The 17,058-nt window shown below is 64.2% G+C and carries 17 protein-coding genes; 11 read left to right on the top strand and 6 right to left on the bottom strand.

Annotated elements, in window-relative coordinates:
- Positions 1–21: 21 nt before the first annotated feature.
- From EJ075_RS13555 to EJ075_RS13540, 4 genes are all read right to left on the bottom strand, one after another.
- Positions 22–681: a GntR family transcriptional regulator gene (locus EJ075_RS13555; RefSeq protein ID WP_126104673.1), complete on the bottom strand. Its 660-nt coding sequence runs from the start codon at positions 679–681 to the stop codon at positions 22–24.
- Between the two features lie 23 nt (positions 682–704).
- The gene (locus EJ075_RS13550; protein ID WP_126104672.1) at positions 705–1,589 is read right to left on the bottom strand and encodes a dihydrodipicolinate synthase family protein; all 885 of its coding nucleotides are present in this window, start codon (positions 1,587–1,589) and stop codon (positions 705–707) included.
- A 180-nt stretch (positions 1,590–1,769) separates the two neighbouring features.
- Complete coding sequence (locus EJ075_RS13545) at positions 1,770–3,056, bottom strand: D-tagatose-bisphosphate aldolase, class II, non-catalytic subunit (protein ID WP_126104671.1); 1,287 nt, start codon at positions 3,054–3,056, stop codon at positions 1,770–1,772.
- The gene (locus EJ075_RS13540) at positions 3,053–4,000 is read right to left on the bottom strand and encodes a sugar kinase (protein ID WP_126104670.1); all 948 of its coding nucleotides are present in this window, start codon (positions 3,998–4,000) and stop codon (positions 3,053–3,055) included. Before EJ075_RS13540 ends, EJ075_RS13545 begins: the two co-directional genes overlap by 4 nt.
- Positions 4,001–4,205: 205 nt before the next feature.
- Between EJ075_RS13540 and EJ075_RS13535 the strand changes: the two genes are divergently transcribed.
- Positions 4,206–5,231, top strand: a complete 1,026-nt coding sequence (locus EJ075_RS13535) for a LacI family DNA-binding transcriptional regulator (protein ID WP_126104669.1) — start codon at positions 4,206–4,208, stop codon at positions 5,229–5,231.
- Here the strand turns inward: EJ075_RS13535 and EJ075_RS13530 are convergent.
- Both EJ075_RS13530 and EJ075_RS13525 read right to left on the bottom strand, forming a co-directional pair.
- Positions 5,212–6,195 carry an alpha/beta hydrolase gene (locus tag EJ075_RS13530; protein WP_126104668.1) on the bottom strand — a complete coding sequence of 328 codons (984 nt, stop codon included), beginning with the start codon at positions 6,193–6,195 and terminating at the stop codon, positions 5,212–5,214. The two genes, EJ075_RS13535 and EJ075_RS13530, sit on opposite strands and share 20 nt — an antisense overlap.
- A gap of 18 nt (positions 6,196–6,213) precedes the next feature.
- Complete coding sequence (locus EJ075_RS13525; RefSeq protein ID WP_126104667.1) at positions 6,214–7,362, bottom strand: Gfo/Idh/MocA family oxidoreductase; 1,149 nt, start codon at positions 7,360–7,362, stop codon at positions 6,214–6,216.
- A 155-nt stretch (positions 7,363–7,517) separates the two neighbouring features.
- Between EJ075_RS13525 and EJ075_RS13520 the strand changes: the two genes are divergently transcribed.
- The 10 genes from EJ075_RS13520 to ugpC are packed head-to-tail and all read left to right on the top strand — an operon-like array spanning position 7,518 to position 17,046.
- On the top strand, positions 7,518–8,864 hold the full coding sequence (locus tag EJ075_RS13520; protein WP_126104666.1) for an ABC transporter substrate-binding protein: 1,347 nt from the start codon (positions 7,518–7,520) through the stop codon (positions 8,862–8,864).
- A 4-nt stretch (positions 8,865–8,868) separates the two neighbouring features.
- The gene (locus EJ075_RS13515; RefSeq protein WP_126104665.1) at positions 8,869–9,798 is read left to right on the top strand and encodes a sugar ABC transporter permease; all 930 of its coding nucleotides are present in this window, start codon (positions 8,869–8,871) and stop codon (positions 9,796–9,798) included.
- Positions 9,795–10,631 carry a carbohydrate ABC transporter permease gene (locus EJ075_RS13510; RefSeq protein WP_095487066.1) on the top strand — a complete coding sequence of 279 codons (837 nt, stop codon included), beginning with the start codon at positions 9,795–9,797 and terminating at the stop codon, positions 10,629–10,631. The genes EJ075_RS13515 and EJ075_RS13510 overlap by 4 nt, the downstream gene beginning before the upstream one ends.
- A 21-nt stretch (positions 10,632–10,652) precedes the next feature.
- Positions 10,653–11,474: a sugar phosphate isomerase/epimerase gene (locus EJ075_RS13505; RefSeq protein ID WP_126104664.1), complete on the top strand. Its 822-nt coding sequence runs from the start codon at positions 10,653–10,655 to the stop codon at positions 11,472–11,474.
- A gap of 10 nt (positions 11,475–11,484) precedes the next feature.
- Positions 11,485–12,561, top strand: a complete 1,077-nt coding sequence (locus tag EJ075_RS13500) for a Gfo/Idh/MocA family oxidoreductase (RefSeq protein ID WP_126104663.1) — start codon at positions 11,485–11,487, stop codon at positions 12,559–12,561.
- On the top strand, positions 12,561–13,379 hold the full coding sequence (locus EJ075_RS13495; protein ID WP_095487072.1) for a sugar phosphate isomerase/epimerase: 819 nt from the start codon (positions 12,561–12,563) through the stop codon (positions 13,377–13,379). The genes EJ075_RS13500 and EJ075_RS13495 overlap by 1 nt, the downstream gene beginning before the upstream one ends.
- Positions 13,379–14,212 (top strand): alpha/beta hydrolase, encoded by an 834-nt coding sequence (locus tag EJ075_RS13490; protein ID WP_126104662.1) that lies wholly within the window; start codon positions 13,379–13,381, stop codon positions 14,210–14,212. The genes EJ075_RS13495 and EJ075_RS13490 overlap by 1 nt, the downstream gene beginning before the upstream one ends.
- A complete protein-coding gene (locus EJ075_RS13485; protein ID WP_126104661.1) occupies positions 14,209–14,931 on the top strand; it encodes a ribulose-phosphate 3-epimerase in 723 nt (240 codons plus the stop codon). The genes EJ075_RS13490 and EJ075_RS13485 overlap by 4 nt, the downstream gene beginning before the upstream one ends.
- Positions 14,931–15,968, top strand: coding sequence for an ROK family protein (locus tag EJ075_RS13480; protein WP_126104660.1), 1,038 nt, complete (start codon positions 14,931–14,933; stop codon positions 15,966–15,968). The genes EJ075_RS13485 and EJ075_RS13480 overlap by 1 nt, the downstream gene beginning before the upstream one ends.
- Positions 15,961–17,046, top strand: a complete 1,086-nt coding sequence (gene ugpC, locus EJ075_RS13475; protein ID WP_126104659.1) for a sn-glycerol-3-phosphate ABC transporter ATP-binding protein UgpC — start codon at positions 15,961–15,963, stop codon at positions 17,044–17,046. The genes EJ075_RS13480 and ugpC overlap by 8 nt, the downstream gene beginning before the upstream one ends.
- The last annotated feature ends 12 nt before the right edge of the window (positions 17,047–17,058 follow it).

Below are 17,058 nucleotides of genomic sequence, written 5' to 3'. Positions count from 1 at the left end.
GCAGCCGCGAACCATACGTCCTCAGATCTGGAGCGCCAACCGGCGCGCATTGTCGATATGCCGGCTGATCGCCTCGACAGCCTTTTGTGGGTCGCGGCTCTCGAGCGCTTCGATCACTGTCAGGTGCTCATGCATCACCGGCACGACGCGCCCATCGATACGGAAGCGCTCTTGGTGGATCAGGCGGATCTTTACCGAATTGACCAGATACGCCTTGGCGATGATCTCGTTGCCTAGCGCATCGATGAAGGTGTCGTGCATCGCCCAATCGATGTTCTGGGCCTTGGCTTCCATTTCCGGCGTCGGCGCCTGCGACAGCGCTTGAGCCAGCATGTCCTCATGTTCGCGCCGCAGGCGGGCGAGCTCGGCGTCGGACGCGTTGACGGTGAATAGCGCCACCGCTTCGCGCTCCATGAACAGGCGGAACTGAAAAGCCTCGCGGATCAGGCTGATATCAATATGGGCGATCTGCATGCCGCGCTGCGGGATGGTCATCAGAAGCCCCTCGGCTTCGAGCCGCGGCACGATCTCGCGGATGGCGCCAAGCGGCAACCCGGTAAAGGCAACCAGTTCGCGCTGCGACACGAACTGTCCCGGCCGCAGATCACGAGCCAGCAAATGCCGCGTGAAGCTGGCATAGGCTTTTTCCCTGAGGGTGGCCGGTTCGCTGCTGTCGTCCATTTCAGCGGTTTCTTCCTTGCCGGTCAGGCCGGCTCTGTCGCAAACAGCCTGTCATAGGCAGCAGTAAGCTGTTGCCGCCCCTGCGCAGCGATCGGCTCGAGTGGCGGACGGACCGCCAGCCAGCGCTCGTCGCCGGTCTTGCGCGCCACCATGACCTTCACCGCCGGGGTGACCGGATATTTGAGCAATTCGAGCACGAAGCTCTCGACGCGGGCGTCGTCGCGCCCGTCCTCGGCCATGGCGCGGATTTCACCGGTGACGAAATTGGCCATGCCGGAAATGGCGCCTTGCCCGCCCTGGCGCGCACTTCTCGCCAAATGCCGCTCGTCGCCGATTAGAATCACCAGGTCGCCATGGGCCTTTAGCAACGCCTCGCTATAGCTCCAGTCGCCACCCGAATCCTTTACACCGGCGATCACGCCGGGGAAGGCCGCACGCAGCCGACCGATCAGGCTAAGCGGGAGCGGCACCATGGTGACAGAAGGGATGTTGTAAAGCAGGACACCGCGAGCCAGCGGGCCGAGCGCGGCGAAGACGGCGGAAAACCATCCGAACAGCCCGTCCTCGCCGACATTCTTGAAGTAGCTCGGCGGGGCCAGCAGTATGTTGCGGACGCCGAGCTGCAAGGCGTGCCGCGCCTGTTCGGCGGCGTCTTCGGCCGCATCGACCAGCACGCCGGCGACGAGCTGATGCGCCGCAATGCCGGCGGCAAGCATGGCTTCGGTGACAATCCGCCGCTCTCCAGTCCCCACCGAGGCGCCTTCCCCCGTGGTGCCGAAGAGCGTTGCGCTGCTGCAGCCGGCGCTAAGGCAAGCCTGGGCTTGCGCGACCATTGGAGAGATGGCGATTTGCCCGGACGCATCAAAAGGCGTGGTGAGGGCAACCGAAAGACCAAAGCGCGAAGCCACTGCTATTTTCTCCAGATGTCGATCTGCAAGCACTGCTAACATGCTAACATGTTAGTTGTAAATTGCAGCAGTGTCTTTTTCGAAACGCTGGCGATATCGAGAGTCGGACATGAACAGAGAGGTTTCGCGCGTGACGCTTTTCGGCGGTGCGACCAGCACACCGCCCAGGGCCGATCCGCCCTACTGTCCCGTCGCGCCTGCGTAGATGTCGAGGACACGGGTGATGCTGCCGATCAGAAGGTCGTGCGCGAAAGGTTTGATCCGGCCTGCCGCAACCTCGGCGTCGAGCTGCCCCAGATACTGGCTGACAAGAGGCCGGGGAATGTCCTTTTCGCCCAGCACATCCAATAGCTTTTGCGTGGCGCGCTGCGCGTCCGGCGTCGGCCAGTAGTAGCGGATGCGGTCGCTGAACGAGAAATGCCGCTGCACGCGCTGCTCTTCCGGCGTGGCCGGATAGTATTTCTGCCAATTGGCCGGCGACGCCAGCATGATGCGCTCCATCGCGACAGGCAGGCTTTCACGCGAAGGGTCAGGCGCGAGCACATCGGCGATGTGGCTGAGCCCGTACAGCGCCTCGCGAAGCGCGAAGGTCAGCCAGGGGCCGACCTTGAGGATGGCAAAACCATCGCGCACGAGAGCGTTGAGCGCTTCGGCCGGCTGATAGTCGGTCGAATGCGCCTCAAAAACGAATTGCGGCATGCGGTCAAGCACCGCCACCAATTCAGTCGCCTTGGCCGGCGCATAGGGCACGATCTCGGCGTTGCCGAACTCGACACCAGGCTGGACGACGACGCCGATCGCACGGCCAAAAGCGTCGTCGAGGCCGGCGCGGGAAAACGCTCGGGCGTGTACCTCTACGGTGCGCAAAGCATCGTCGGGCGCCGTCACATGCAGGTGGTCGAGCGCCTCCAGCGCACCGCCCGGCACCGGCACTTCGGTGCCGATGACGTAGACCGGTCTTTCGCCGCCTGCCCGCTCGACCGCCGCCTCGGCGATTGCGGCAAGTTCGGCCGCCCGCGCGGCGATGGTCTCGTCGGCAAGCACGGCAGGATCGTCGGCGCAGGCCATGCTCGTATCCAGATGCATCTTGGTGAAGCCGGCGCTCGCATAGGCATCGATCATCGCCGCGGCGTTCTTCATGGCGGCGGCAGCAGCCATGTGTTTCCACGGATTGGGTCCAAGATGATCGCCGCCAAGGATCAGGCGATCGACCGGGAAACCCGCTTTCTTCGCATGCGCCTCGACGAAGCTGCGGAAGTCGGGCGGCGTCATCCCGGTGTAGCCACCCTCGTGGTTGACCTGGTTGCAGGTGGCCTCGATCAGAACATCCGCATGCCGCGCCGCGCCATGACGCAAGGCGGCCTCGATCACCAGCGGATGCGCCGAGCAGACCGAGGCGATGCCGCTTTTCTCGCCTGCAGCGCGCCTCGCCGCAATGTTTGCAAACCTCTGCGTCGCGGCACTCACTGCATGTTCTTCCCTGTGGCGATGAAGGCTTCGACCGCTTCAAGCGGGAAAATGCCCTCCATCGGTCCCTTGCGGGTGACAGCGAGCGCACCGCAGGCATTGGCAATCCGCATTGCGTCTGCGGGAGCCGCCCCGCGCAACCAGAACGAGACGAAAGCAGCACCGAAGCAATCGCCCGCGCCGGTCGGATCGACCTCGTCGACGGCAAAGCCGGGTGAGGCGACCGTGCCGTGGCGATCATGATAGGTGGCGCCCGCGGCGCCTTTCTTCAGGACGATGCAGGACAGGCCACGGTTCAGCAATTCGTCGACCGCGCCCTTCTCGTCCTTGGCGGATGAAAACAGGAAGAGCTCCTCACCGCTCGGCAGGAAGATATCGGCTCGCGCCAGCACATGGTCGAGCGCCGTGCGCATGCCGGAAGCCTGCATGATCTCGCGGCGGATGTTCGGATCGAAGGACACGGTTCCACCCCCGGCCTTGACAGTCTCGATCGCCGATAGCGCCACCGCGATGGCGCGGTCGGAAAACAGCGACGAGCCCATGACATGAACATGATCGGCACCGGCCAGCAGCTTTGTTGCCGCCGGGCCGCTCTCGATCAGGCCGGAGGCGCTGTTGCGGATGTTGAAGACGAAATGCCGGCTGGAATCGGCCCGGTAGGTGACGAAGGCCGTGCCCGTCGCATGGCCCGTGTGAACCGCGATCGCCGACACGTTGGCGCCTAGTGCCCGCAGCCGCTCGATATTCAGCCTGCCGAAATCATCGTCGCCGACGGCGCCGATGAGGCCGGCCGGCTGGCCGAGCGCCGCCGCCTGGCCGATGAAGATGGCGGGCGCTCCGGACGGGTAGGGTCCAAGCAGCGGACCAGGCTCGAGAAAGCTCTGGCCGATCCGCTCGGCCATGATCTCGACGAGGATCTCGCCGGCGCTGACGAGTGTCTTCATCCCGCTGAACTCCTCCCGGCGTTTTTTCGGGTGATACGAATTTCGAATTCGCCTTACCGGAGGTGATAGGACTTGTGCTTTTTCGCGTCAATTAATAAATTTACGCATGAAAACAGATGAATTTGTTCGTAAACTTTCGACTTGCGGTTGCACGCTGGCGCGCCGTATGTAGGGACCGGGCTAGCGCTGGAGCGGCGCGAGGGATTTGATGTCGATGACACACAAGACGATGGAGGATTTCGCCCGCTCTTGCGGCGTCTCCAGGCCAACGCTGTCGAAATATTTCGATGATCCGACCAGTGTCAAGCCGGCGACACGGCAGCGGATCGAGGTTGCGCTGCGCGCGTCCGACTACCAGCCCAATCTCTTTGCGCGCAACCTGAACCGAAAGCGGACCCGCAGCATCGGCATCGTGGTGCCGACGGTCGCCGATCCCTTCTATTCCGAAATGGTCAGCCGCATCGAACTCAGGCTGCGCGATGAGGGCTACTGGCCGATCGTGATCTCCTCGCATGGCTCGCGCGAGCTCGAAATGGAAGCGACACGAACCATTCTTTCGCTGAAAGTTTCCGGCGCGTTGATTGCGCCGCTTGGGCTGCGTTCGGACCACCGCACGCTGGAGAAGCTTACACAGGCGATCCCAATCGTCTATTTCGATACCTATCTCGAAGGCAGCACGCCGTTCGTCGGCAACAACAATGCCCAGAGCGTCTCGACGATCGTCGAGTATCTCACCCGCTCCGGCGACGCGCCGGTCTATTTCGACATCCCGCATGTCAACCACAACTCGCCAGAACGAGTGAACAGCTATGTCGCCACCATGCAGCGGCTCGGCCATGAGCCAGTCATCATCGGCAATACCGAAGACTATACTTGGGATTTCGAGCGGATCGGCTACGAGCAGATGGAAAAGATGCTCGGCAATGGTGGCCTGCCGGGAAAGACCATCCTGTGCGCCAACGACCGTCTCGCCTTCGGCGTGATGGCTGCCGCCTATTCGCAAGGCCGCAAAGTCGGTCGCAGAGGCGATTGCGACCTGCGGGTCGCGGCCCATGATGATCATCCGCTAAGCCGCTATACCTGTCCTGCCCTCACCACCATGGCGCAGGATTTCGCGTCCATGGCGGGACGCAGCGTCGAGACGCTGCTGACCTTGCTGGACGAGGACGACGCGGCAGTTGCCCCCAAGGTCAGTCTCGACGCGACTCTGGTCATGCGTCAGTCGGCCTGAGCGTTCCAAAGGCAGGATCGAAGCCGCGCCATGCGGCAACCGCTGCGCCAACCGCTTGCCTCGCCGCCGGGCCGTGGCGGCCCATCGAGACGAAGCCGTGTATCTGGCCGGGCCAGCGCCGCAGCACGACCCGCACGCCGTCATCCACCAGACGCTTGGCATAAGCCTCGCCTTCGTCGGCGAGGATGTCATGACCGGCGATTGCGACAAAAGCCGGCGCTATGCCGGCAAGGCTTGCGGCCTTGAGCGGCGACACGCGCCAGTCGTCGATATCGCCGGCATCCCTGATATAGTGTTCGCGGAACCAGGCCATGGTCGCCGACGTCAGACCGTAGCCCTCGGCAAAGCGGCGATAGCTGTCTGCCGCCTGCGAGGCGTCCGTGTTCGGATAGAACAGCAGTTGCGCGGTCGGCGGGTTCTTGTCGCCGCGCGCAAGCAGGCAAAGCACGGTGGCGAGATTGCCGCCGGCGCTGTCGCCGGCGACAGCGATCCTTCCTGCATCGATGCCGAGATCGCCCGCGCCGTTCTGCATGAAAGAAAGTGCAGCGCGGCAGTCCTCGATCGCCGCCGGGAATTTGTGCTCCGGCGCCAGCCGGTAGTCGGGCGAGACGACGGCGCACGCCGCCATATTGGCAAACCACCGGCAGATCTCGTCATGCGACTCGAGATTGCCGATCACCCAGCCGCCGCCATGCAGATAGAGCAGCGCCGGGGCAGCGGCCCCGACCGCGCCCTGTCCGCGATAGATCCTGAGCGTCAACGAGCCGCAAGGGCCGGCGATGGTGCGCTCGGTCAGTGAGCCGACCGGCTCGCGCTCGCCCTGGAGTGCCGGAAAGTCCTGCTCATAGGCGCGGCGCGCCTCTTCAGGCGTGCCGCTTTCGAACGGCGGGGCTGCCGCTTCTCGCCCAAGGTCGAGCACATGCCGGGCCTCTGGATCGAGCAGGGGCGAAAGCGAGGTCGTCATCGTAAGTGCCCTCCGATATCAGGCAAGCAGGCTGGCCGCTTCGTCCTCCTGGAGGAGCGGTGGCTGATCGACCGTTGCGTTGACGGCGACGGACTCGCGGCTCTCTCCCGAAGCGAGGATCGCCTCCATGATCTCCAGCACATGCAGCGCAAGGTCGCCGGACGCCCGCGGCCTTCTTCCTGATATCAGCGCGCGCGAAAGATCGGCAACGCCGAGCATGCGGTAATTCGCGCGGTCGGGCGCGGCGAAGGGCCAATTGCGCGCGCCGTAGAGTTCGCTGTCACTGGGAAAATCGGCCCAGTCGGCCCCACGTTCCGACAGCGAGACGGTGCCGCCGAACGTATCCGGATCGGGCAGCCTGAGCGAGCCTTCGGTCCCATGCAACTCGATCGGATGATTGGAGTGCCTGAAGACGTCCCACGAGGCACCGAAGGTGACGGTGGCGCCCGAGCGAAACTCCAGCAGCGACAGGACGTTGGTCGGCGTGCCGACCTTGAAGCTGGTGTTCCTGTAGGGGCCTTCGGCGGTGATCAACCGCTCTTCCTGGCCCCGCGTTGCCATCGCCATCACGCGAGCCACCGGCCCGAGCAAATTGACCAGCATCGTCAGGTAATAGGGGCCCATGTCGAAGACCGGTCCGCCGCCGGGCTGGTAGTAGAATTGCGGATTGGGATGCCAGTGCTCCATGCCACGCCCCATCATGAAGGCAGTGCCGGTCACCGCGCGGCCGATCGCGCCGTCGTCCATGAGGCGGCGTGCCCGCCGTCCGGCGGCGCCGAGGAAGGTGTCCGGAGCCGAGCCCAGCAGCAGCCCGCGCTCCGTCGCCTCGGTGACAAGGCGGCGGCCGTCTCTAGCCGAGGTCGCCAGCGGTTTTTCGGTGAAGACGTGCTTTCCCGCCGAAAGCGCCGAAAACGAGATGTCGAAATGCGCCGCCGGGATGGTCAGATTGAGGACGAGATCGATTTCGAGATCGGCGAGAAGCGCATCGACGCTGACTGCCCGGATGCCATATTCGCTGGCACGCAGGGCCGCCATATCGGGCGATATATCGGCGCAGGCGCGCAGTTCCACCTCACCGAACAGAGCCGCATTGCGCAAATAAGTCATCGAGATGTTGCCGCACCCGACTACGCCGATGCCGAGCTTAGCGCCTGATTGTCCTCGCATTTTTTTCCACCTCCCAACGCCGTGAATCATTGCACCGGCAACGGATCACATTCGAAAGCCGCTTTACAGCATTTTAAATCTTGACGCGCGTAAAATTTTTCTGGAACATGCGCAAATGCTGGCTGGGGAGGCTGCCAGCGCAAGGAGGAGAGAAAATGACTGACATCAAAAAAGGGCCGGTCTCCTGCTCGAAGCCGGTTGCGCATGTGACGATCGCCGACCGCCGGCAGTTTCTCATTGGCAGCGCCGGACTGCTGGGCGCGGCAACACTTGGGCTGAGCACCGGGCTGGGCGTTCGCCGGGCTCGCGCACAGTCGCGCGCCGAAATCAGTTTCGCCAGTGCCGCCTTCTTCGGCAAGGAGACTTTCGGCGACCTGATCAAGGCCTTCAACGAATCGCAGGACCGCATTCTGGTCAAGAACATCGAGCTGCCGCCGCCGAGCTCATCGACGGAAGTCTACCAGGGCCTTGTCCAGCAGCTCGCCCGGCGCACTGGCACGCCCGACGTCTTCAGCCAGGACGTGATCTGGATCGCCGGCTTCGCCGCCGCCGGCTGGGCGCTGCCGCTCGACGAGTATTTTCCCGCGGACAAGCGCAGCGCCTACTTCTCCGGAACCCTCAACGCCTGTACCTATGACGGCAAGCTGACCGCCCTTCCCTGGTTCATGGATTCGGGCATGTTCTATTACCGCAAGGACGTGCTGGAAAAGCATGGCGGCAAGGTGCCGGAAAACTGGGCCGACATGGCGACCATCGCCGCCGCCGCGCAGAAGGCCGGCGACGTCGATTTCGGCTATCTCTGGCAAGGCAAGCAGGCCGAGGTTCTGGTCTGCGACGCCGTCGAGATCATCACCTCCAACAACGGCGCGATCCTGGCGCCCGACGGCAAGTCGTCGCTGATCAACCAGAAGGCGGCGGTCGACGCGATCCAGTTCCTGCACGACACCGTCAACGGGACCAAGATCAGCCCGCAGGACGTCCTGTCCTGGGACGAGGAGCCGTCACGCCAGCCTTTCACCTCGGGCAAGGCGATGTTCATGCGCAACTGGTCCTATGTCTATCCGATCGCCCAGGACGCCAAGGCCTCCCAGGTGGTGGACAAGGTCGGTGTCGCACCGCTACCGGCCTTCCCCGGCGGCAAGAGCTCGGCCTGTCTCGGCGGCTATCAGCTCGGGGTCAACGCCAACTCCAAGCAGCGCGAAGCCGCGATCGAGTTGCTGACATGGCTGTCGTCGACCGAAACCCAGCACCGCATCGCCCTAAACTTCGGCCTCGCACCGACGCGCCCGGCGCTGTTCCAGGACGAGAAGATCAAGACCGAACAGCCGTTCATGGCGAGCCTCGAGAAAGTGTTCACCGGCGCAACCGCCCGGCCGATCACACCCGAATATGCGAAGGTCACCCTGGCCTTGCAGTCGGGCATCTCCAAGGCGCTGGTCTCGGGCAATGTCCAGGCCGAGATGGACGCGCTGGCGGCGCAAATCGACCAGATCGTCGGCTGAACCGATGACCGCGGCGGCCACTGTTTCTGGCATTGGCCGGCCGCGGCTTGGCAAGGCGCTTCCGGGCGCTGTCTGGGCCTTGCTCACGCTGACGCCGGCCTTCGTGTCGCTGGCGTCGGTTTCCTTCTACCCGATCATCAACGGGCTTTATCTCTCGCTCACCAACACCTCGTTGATCACCCAGGAGAACGAATTCTCGGGTTTCTCCAACTATGTGCAGCTATGGGGCGACGCTCAATTCTGGAATGCCTGGTGGCACACGATGTGGTTCACCACGGCATCTACGATACTGGAGACGGTCATCGGGCTCGGCATGGCGCTCATCCTGTGCGAGGCCTTCAAAGGACGCGGCCTGGTTCGCGCCGCCATGCTGGTTCCCTGGGCGATGCCCACGGTGGTCACCTCGAAAATGTTCGGCTGGCTGTTCGACGGTCAGAACGGCATCATCAATTATATCCTGCTTCATGCCGGGCTGATCGACCAGAACATCAACTGGTACGGCTCTCCCGACACCGCGATGACCACCATCATCATCGCCGATGTCTGGAAGACGACGCCGTTCATGGCGCTCCTGCTTTTGACCGGGCTGCAGACGGTGCCCAATTCGCTGATCGAGGCGGCGCGCATGGATGGTGCGAAAGGCTGGATCACCTTCTGGTACATCCGCCTGCCGCTGCTCATGCCGACCTTGCTGATTGCCGGCCTGTTTCGCGCGCTCGACGCGTTTCGCGTCTTCGACCTCGTCTATGTGCTGACCGGTGGCGGTCCGGCCGATTCGACCGAGACGCTGTCGACGCTGTCCTACAAGGTGCTCTTCTCGACGCTGCAATTCGGCTATGGCTCAGCCGTTTCGACGGCCATGTTCGTCACCGAGGGCATCATCGCACTGGCGTTTTGCCTCTATCTCATCAGGCAGATCAGGAGGGCGCAATGAACGACACACGCTCGCCGCTGCAGACCATCGCCATTTATCTTGGCGCTCTGCTGATCCTGGTCTGGTCCGGCGGCCCGTTCATCTGGCAATTCTCGACCTCGTTCCAGCTCGACAAGGCGCTGACCTCGGGCTCGCCATCGCTGATCCCCGCGCCCTTCACGCTTGAGCACTACTACAACGCCTTCATCGAGAAGCAGCTGCACCGCTATGTCTGGAATTCGCTGGTGGTCTCGCTGGCCACGACATTCCTGTGCCTCTTCGTCGGATCGCTGGCTGCCTTCGCGCTATCGCGGCTGAACGTCAAGGGCCGCTTCGGCATCCTGATGGTCATCCTTTCGGTGTCGATGTTCCCGCAGATCGCGCTGGTCGGGCCGCTCTATCTGGTGGCTACCAATCTCGGCCTGCTCGATACCTATACTGCGCTGATCATAACCTACCTCGCGCTCGGGCTGCCGCTCGTCACCTGGGTGCTGTTCGGCTATTTCGAGACGCTGCCGCGCGAGATCGACGAAGCGGCGCGCATGGACGGCGTCAGCGTTCCCGGCCTGCTCTGGCACATCATCCTGCCGATGTCGCTGCCGAGCCTGGTGACCACGGGCCTGCTTGCCTTCATCACCGCCTGGAACGAATTCCTGTTCGCCCTCGCCTTCACCTCCAACATCGATCGCCAGACGATCCCCGTCGGCATCGCCAACTTCACCAACCTCTATTACGTGCCCTGGGGCGACATCGCCGCAGCTTCGGCCGTTGTCACCGTTCCTTTGATCGTGCTGGTGCTGTTCTTCCAGCGGCACATCATCGAAGGGCTGACCCAAGGTGGCATCAAAGAATGAGCGGCATCAAGGAATGAAAGGATGAACGTGAAAGACCTGAAAGTCGGATGCCAGACCTTTACCTGGGAAATGCTCGGTGACCGGTTTTCCGGTGGCCCCGACGATCTCTTGAAGGCGATCGCCGATGGCGGTTATGCCGGCATCGAGATCACCGACACGATGATCGGCCGCTATGTCGACAGGCCGGCGGAATTCGCCACGGCACTGAAGTCGGCCGGCCTCACCCTGGTTTCCTTCGCCTTCGGCTCGGAAAGCGGCTTCACGCTGAAGGAGAAGATCGGCACCGACCTCGAGACCGCCAAGCGCTGGATCGACTTCGCCGCCGCCTTTCCAGGCGCGCTGGTTTCGATGGGCTCGGCCACCGTCGTGTCCGACGGCCCGCGCGACGACAAATTCGCCATCGCGGCCGACCTCTACAACAAGGCCGGCGAACTCGGGCGCAGGGCCGGCGTCAATGTCGCCGTCCATCCGAGTTCCCATCACAACACGCTGCTCTTTGACCGTGCCGATTATGACCGGATTTTCGGGCTGGTCGATCCGTTGCTCGTCGGCTGGGTGCCCGACACCGGCCACATATTGCGCGGCCACGCTGATATGGCGGATACGCTCACCACCTATCGCGACCGCATCCGCTATGTGCATCTGAAGGACGTCGACGCCAGCGGTACATGGGCTATGCTCGGCAAGGGTGTCTGCGACACGGCAAAGGTGATCGACATCGCCGGTGCCGCGCCCAACTTCAACGGCTGGCTGGTGCTGGAGGAGGAATCCGAGACCGCTGCCGCCGATCCAGCGGCCGCCGTCAAGACCAACCGCCAGACCATGCGCGGCTACGGCGCGTGAGGAAGAGACCATGATCCTGAAGCAAGACCGTCGCCTTCGTGTCGGCGTGCTCGGCTGCGGGCCGATCGCGCAATTCGCCCATCTCGAATCCTGCGTGAAGGCCAGTAATGCCGACCTCTATGCGATCTGCGATGCCGCCCCCGATCTCTTGGCGCGCATGGGCGCGACCTATGAACCCGAAAAGATGTATGGCGATTACGATGAGATGCTCGCCGACCCGCAACTGGAGGCGGTGATCGTCGCGACCTCGGACGCCTATCACGTTCCGATGTCGATCAAGGCGCTCGAGGCCGGCAAGCACGTGCTGTGCGAGAAGCCGATCGGCGTCTCGGTCGAGGAAGGCGAGATGCTCGCCGATGCGGTCAGGCGCTCCGGCAAGGTGCTGCAGGTCGGCCATATGAAGCGCTTCGATCCGACGCTGGAAGCGGCGCGCGATTTCGTCCGCGACGAGATGGGCGAAATCCTGGCGCTGAAGGCCTGGTATTGCGATTCCACCCATCGCTACACCAACACTGATGCGGTCCAGCCGCTTCCCGTCACCAGCAAGCTGGCAAGGAAACCTGGCGGCAATCCGAAAGCCGATCTCAGGCAGTATTTCATGCTCGCGCACGGCTCGCACCTCGTCGACACGGCGCGCTTCCTGTGCGGCGAGATCGTCGCCGTGCGTGCCCGCCTCAACGAGCGTTTCGGCGCCTATTGCTGGTTCGTCGAAACGGAGTTCGCCAACGGCGCGCTTGGCCATCTCGATCTCACCGTGGCCGTCCGCATGGACTGGCACGAGGGTTTTCAGCTCTATGGCGAGAACGGCTCGGTGATCGCGAAGACCTTCAATCCCTGGTATTTCCGGGCGAGCGAGGTTGATATTTTTCACGAGAAGGATGCGACATCACGAAAGCCGCTGGGCGCCGACGGGCATTTCTTCAGGCGCCAGCTCGAAGGCCTCGCCGAGACAGTCCTTGACAACAAGCCGATGCGCGGCGCCAACGTCGAGGACGGCCTTGCCTCGATCCGCGCCATGGTGGCAATCGCCCGTTCGGTCGAGAGCGGCGAGCGCGTCGAGATCGCCAGCGTGACGGGAGCGGTCTGATGCAGATCGGGGTGTTCGCCAAGACCTTCCCGGGGCGTGAGCCGGCCAGTGTGCTGGCGGCGGTGCGCGACGCGGGATTTGCCGTCACCCAGTTCAACCTGGCCTGCGCCGGCCTGCCCTCGATGCCGGATGCGGTCCCTGACGACGCCATCAGCGCCATCGCGGCCGCGTCGAATGCTTGCGGTGTCGCCTTGGTGGCGCTCTCGGGCACCTACAACATGGCCCATCCGGACAGGACTGTGCGCGACGACGGCCTGCGCCGGCTTGGCGTGATCATCGAGGCCGCGGCAGATCTTTCCGTTCCCTTGGTCACGCTGTGCACAGGAACCCGCAACCCGGACGACCAGTGGGCGCACCATCCCGACAATCCCGATCCCTCGGCATGGGCCGACATGGCGGGCGAAATGGAAAAGGCGCTTGATCTCGCCGAACGTCACGGTGTCGACCTCGGCATCGAACCCGAACAGGCCAACATCGTCACCTCGGCGGGAGACGCGATGCGCCTCATTGCAGCGATGGGCTCTAAACGGCTGCGCATCGTGCTCGATCCGGCAAACCTGTTCGAGCAGGCCAGCCCCGCCGAAGCACGCGCCATCGTGGCCGCTGCGGTCGAGACCACGGCCGGCCATGTCGCCATGGCCCATGCCAAGGACCGTTTCGCCGACGGACGCTTCGCCACCGCCGGGCAAGGTGTCGTCAATTTCCCGGATTTTGTCGCCCGACTGAAGGCATCAGGCTTTGACGGGCCGCTGGTGACACATGGGCTTTCGGCTGAGGAAGCGCCCGAAGTCGCCCGTTTCCTCAAGGGGCTGGTGTGATGACCCGCCCGACTACCTTGCTTCGCGACGACGCCGCGCTGCGGGTTTCCGACACAGGCGACGGGCTGGCGGTCGTGTTCCAGCACGGGCTGGGCGGTGGCGAGGCGCAGGTCGCCCAAGCTTTCCCTTCCGGGTCGGGATTGCGGCGCATCACGCTGGAATGCCGCGGACACGGCGCCTCTGGACTGGGCACCAGCCGTCCGTTTTCCCTGGAGATGTTCGCGGACGATGTTGTTGCCGCCGCCGATCAAGCCGGTCTCGACCGTTTCGTCGCCGGCGGCATTTCCATGGGCGCCGCGATCGCCATGCGCCTTGCCTGCCGTCATCCGGACCGTGTCGCGGGCCTGATGCTTGTGCGTCCGGCTTGGATTTTCGGCAGCGCACCCGTGAACATGCGGCCGATCGCCGAGGTTGCCGGCCTCATCCTCGACCACGGCCCTGGCAAGGCGAGAACGATCTTCGCACAATCGCAGACGGCAGCGCGCCTTCAGCGCGACGCACCCGACAATCTCGCTTCGCTGTTCGGCTATTTCGACCGGCCGGATGCCGCCGCGTTCGCGCAGGTACTCGCCGACATCGCCGCCGACGGCCCAGGTGTTTCAGCGAACAACGCCGCGGCCTTTGGCATCCCCACGCTGGTCATCGGCAACGCCATGGATGCGGTGCATCCGCTGCCGGCTGCGCGCACGCTTGCCGCGGCGATTCCCGGTGCAACCTTTGCGGAAATCTCACCCAAGGCGCTCGACAGCGTCCGGCATTTCGCCGAGCTGCAGGCTGAGATCACGACCTTCCTTCACGCTCACTTCAACTTCCGGAGCCTCGTTCCGTCATGACCATCAAATCCCTGTCCGGCCCCGCTGCCATCGCCGCCTTGCCACGCAACCGGCTGCTCGGCGAGTTTTCGCTGTGGTCGGCCGATCTTGCTAATATGGAGCGCGACCTGAAGCGCATAGAACCTCATGTCGACCTGCATCATATCGACGTCGCAGACGCCCGCTTCACCCCCGGCTTCCTGTTCTTTCCTGATCTGGTGTCGCGGATCGCCGGGCTGACGGCAAAGCCGATCCATGTGCACCTGATGGTCGAAGCAGAGATCGTCGAGGAGCAGACGCGCCAGTTCATCGAGGCCGGCGCCGACCTGGTCAGTGTCCATGCCGAAAACGGCGAAGCCGGCCTGCGCGCCGTGCGGCTGGCGCATGATCTCGGCGCCGAGGCCGGTGTGGTGCTCAGGCTGGAAACGCCGGTCGCTGCGGTCACGCCTTTCCTGTCGCAAGTCGCGTTCGTGACGCTTCTCGGCACATCCATCGGGATCAAGGGCCAGAGCCTTTCCGACCAGGCCTGCCCACGCCTGTTAGAGGCGCGCACGCTGATGCGGCAAGCCGGCCGTGAAACCGACATCATCCTGGCTGCCGACGGCGGCATCCGCCACGAGACGGTGCCGCGCTTGCGCGCCGCCGGGGCCGAGACGGTGGTGCTCGGATCGCTGGCATTCGGCGACCCCGACCTCGCGCAACGCATGGCCTGGCTGCATGGGCTGAAGGTCGCCGCCTGATGACAAGACTAGCCCTCGCCTTCGATCTCGGCGGAACGGAGCTGCGCGGCGCGCTGGTCGAGAGCGGCGGCCGCGTTGTCGCGCAAGTTTCGGCGCCGACGATGGCGATCGCGGGATCCGATGCGGTGATCGGCCAGATCATTGCACTGGCCGGGGCTCTTCTGACACAGCGCCCACAGGCGGATGTCGTCGGCATCGGCATCGGCGCGCCGGGGCCGCTTGATCCCAAGGCCGGCATCGTGATCGCCCCGCCGACCCTGGCCGGCTGGCACGACGTGCCGTTGATCGACATTCTCGGCCGGCAATTCGGCCTGCCGGTGCGGCTGGAGAACGACGCCAATGCGGCGGCTCTCGGCGAATGGCGCCTCGGCGCCGGCCGTGGCAGCGGCTCGCTGGTGTTCGTCACCGTGTCGACCGGCATTGGCGGCGGCGTGGTTGCCGACGGCCATATCTATCACGGCCGGCGCGGTCTGGCGGCCGAGATCGGCCACATGACCATCACCGGCGAGGGCGATCGCTGCTTCTGCGGCGCTGTCGGCTGTTTCGAGGCGGTCGCCTCCGGAACCGCGCTCGGGCGGCGCGCCACGGCGCTGACAGCGCCGGGCGATGGCTCCCTGCTCAGGCGCCTTTCGGCTGACGGCGACGTTTCGGCCAGGCACGTCGTCGACGCCGCGCGTGCCGGCGATATCAGTGCGCTCGAATTGACCGAGGCGGAAGCGAAGTGGCTCGGCATCGGCTTCACCAACCTGCTTCACCTCTATTCGCCGGACCTGATCGTCATGGGCGGCGGCCTCGCCAACGGTTTCGACCTGTTGGCTCCAACCATCAGGGCAACCGTCGAGCTACGGGCCATGCCGGCCTACCGGGATGTGCCGATCGTGCCGGCACAGCTCGGCGACCGCGCAGGACTGATCGGCGCGGCCAGCCTGATCCTGTGGGAGGGCGAACCGGGCGCCCCACTGGCGATGGCGCAGGACGACGACAACGAACACGGCGCGACCGAACGTGCCAATGCCAGGGAGACAAGCCATGGCTGAGCTCAAGCTGCGTGGTGCGCGCAAGTCCTACGGATCCGTCGAAATCATCAAGGGCCTTGACCTGGACGTCGAGGACCGCGAATTCGTCGTCTTCGTTGGCCCGTCCGGCTGCGGCAAGTCCACGCTGCTGCGCATGATCGCCGGCCTGGAAAAGATCACCGCCGGCGATTTGCTGATCGATGGCGTGCGGGCCAACGACATCGATCCGTCCGAGCGGGGGCTCGCCATGGTGTTCCAGTCCTACGCGCTCTATCCGCACATGACGGTGGCCGAGAATATGGGCTTTGCACTGAAGATCGCCGGTGTTTCCGCCGCGGAAAAGGAACGCAAGGTGCGAGAGGCAGCCGAGGTGCTGCAGCTTTCGCATCTTCTCGACCGGCGGCCGAAGGCGCTTTCGGGCGGCCAGCGCCAACGTGTCGCCATCGGCCGCGCCATCGTGCGCAATCCCAAAGTTTTCCTGTTCGACGAGCCGCTGTCCAATCTCGACGCCGCCTTGCGGGTCAGCATGCGGCTTGAGCTCATGCGCCTGCATGAACATCTGGCCGCGACGATGATCTATGTCACCCACGACCAGACCGAGGCCATGACCATGGCCGACAAGATCGTCGTGCTGAACGGCGGCAACATCGAGCAAGTCGGTTCGCCGCTCGATCTTTATAACAAGCCGGCAAACATCTTCGTCGCCGGCTTTATCGGCTCGCCGAAGATGAACCTGCTGAGGCTGAAAGTGGCCGCGACTGGTCCCAAAGGCGTCTCCGTCACATTGCCGGACGGCTCGGCCTTGTCCGTGCCAGTTGCGGCGGGCGCAACCCGACCCGGCGACGAGTTGCTGCTCGGCATGCGGCCGGAGCATCTCCGCATCTCGGCCAACGGACAGTTCAAGGGGCAAGCCGTGCTGGCGGAGCGGCTGGGCAGCCTGACAATACTGCATGTCGAGGTCGCGCCCGATGTCACCCTGGTGGTGCAGGCCGAAGGTGGCGACACCACGCCGCTGCACAGCCCCATCGCGCTCGATATTTCTCCCGCGGTCTGCCATCTGTTTCGTAGGGATGGCCCGGCGCTGGCCTCGCTGTCTTGAGTTGAATTCCTC

It is taken from the genome of Mesorhizobium sp. M6A.T.Cr.TU.016.01.1.1 (assembly GCF_003952585.1).
Lineage (GTDB): Bacteria > Pseudomonadota > Alphaproteobacteria > Rhizobiales > Rhizobiaceae > Mesorhizobium > Mesorhizobium mediterraneum.
This window is presented reverse-complemented; position numbering and strand designations above follow the sequence as displayed.

Bases quoted from the DNA above. Each gene is read 5' to 3' on its own strand.
- EJ075_RS13555 (WP_126104673.1), bottom strand. From the start codon at position 681: ATGGACGACAGCAGCGAACCGGCCACCCTCAGGGAAAAAGCCTATGCC.
- EJ075_RS13540 (WP_126104670.1), bottom strand. From the start codon at position 4,000: ATGAAGACACTCGTCAGCGCCGGCGAGATCCTCGTCGAGATCATGGCC.
- EJ075_RS13530 (WP_126104668.1), bottom strand. From the start codon at position 6,195: ATGACGACCTCGCTTTCGCCCCTGCTCGATCCAGAGGCCCGGCATGTG.
- EJ075_RS13525 (WP_126104667.1), bottom strand. From the start codon at position 7,362: ATGCGAGGACAATCAGGCGCTAAGCTCGGCATCGGCGTAGTCGGGTGC.
- EJ075_RS13520 (WP_126104666.1), top strand. From the start codon at position 7,518: ATGACTGACATCAAAAAAGGGCCGGTCTCCTGCTCGAAGCCGGTTGCG.
- EJ075_RS13515 (WP_126104665.1), top strand. From the start codon at position 8,869: ATGACCGCGGCGGCCACTGTTTCTGGCATTGGCCGGCCGCGGCTTGGC.
- EJ075_RS13510 (WP_095487066.1), top strand. From the start codon at position 9,795: ATGAACGACACACGCTCGCCGCTGCAGACCATCGCCATTTATCTTGGC.
- EJ075_RS13505 (WP_126104664.1), top strand. From the start codon at position 10,653: ATGAACGTGAAAGACCTGAAAGTCGGATGCCAGACCTTTACCTGGGAA.
- EJ075_RS13500 (WP_126104663.1), top strand. From the start codon at position 11,485: ATGATCCTGAAGCAAGACCGTCGCCTTCGTGTCGGCGTGCTCGGCTGC.
- EJ075_RS13495 (WP_095487072.1), top strand. From the start codon at position 12,561: ATGCAGATCGGGGTGTTCGCCAAGACCTTCCCGGGGCGTGAGCCGGCC.
- EJ075_RS13490 (WP_126104662.1), top strand. From the start codon at position 13,379: ATGACCCGCCCGACTACCTTGCTTCGCGACGACGCCGCGCTGCGGGTT.
- EJ075_RS13485 (WP_126104661.1), top strand. From the start codon at position 14,209: ATGACCATCAAATCCCTGTCCGGCCCCGCTGCCATCGCCGCCTTGCCA.
- EJ075_RS13480 (WP_126104660.1), top strand. From the start codon at position 14,931: ATGACAAGACTAGCCCTCGCCTTCGATCTCGGCGGAACGGAGCTGCGC.
- ugpC (WP_126104659.1), top strand. From the start codon at position 15,961: ATGGCTGAGCTCAAGCTGCGTGGTGCGCGCAAGTCCTACGGATCCGTC.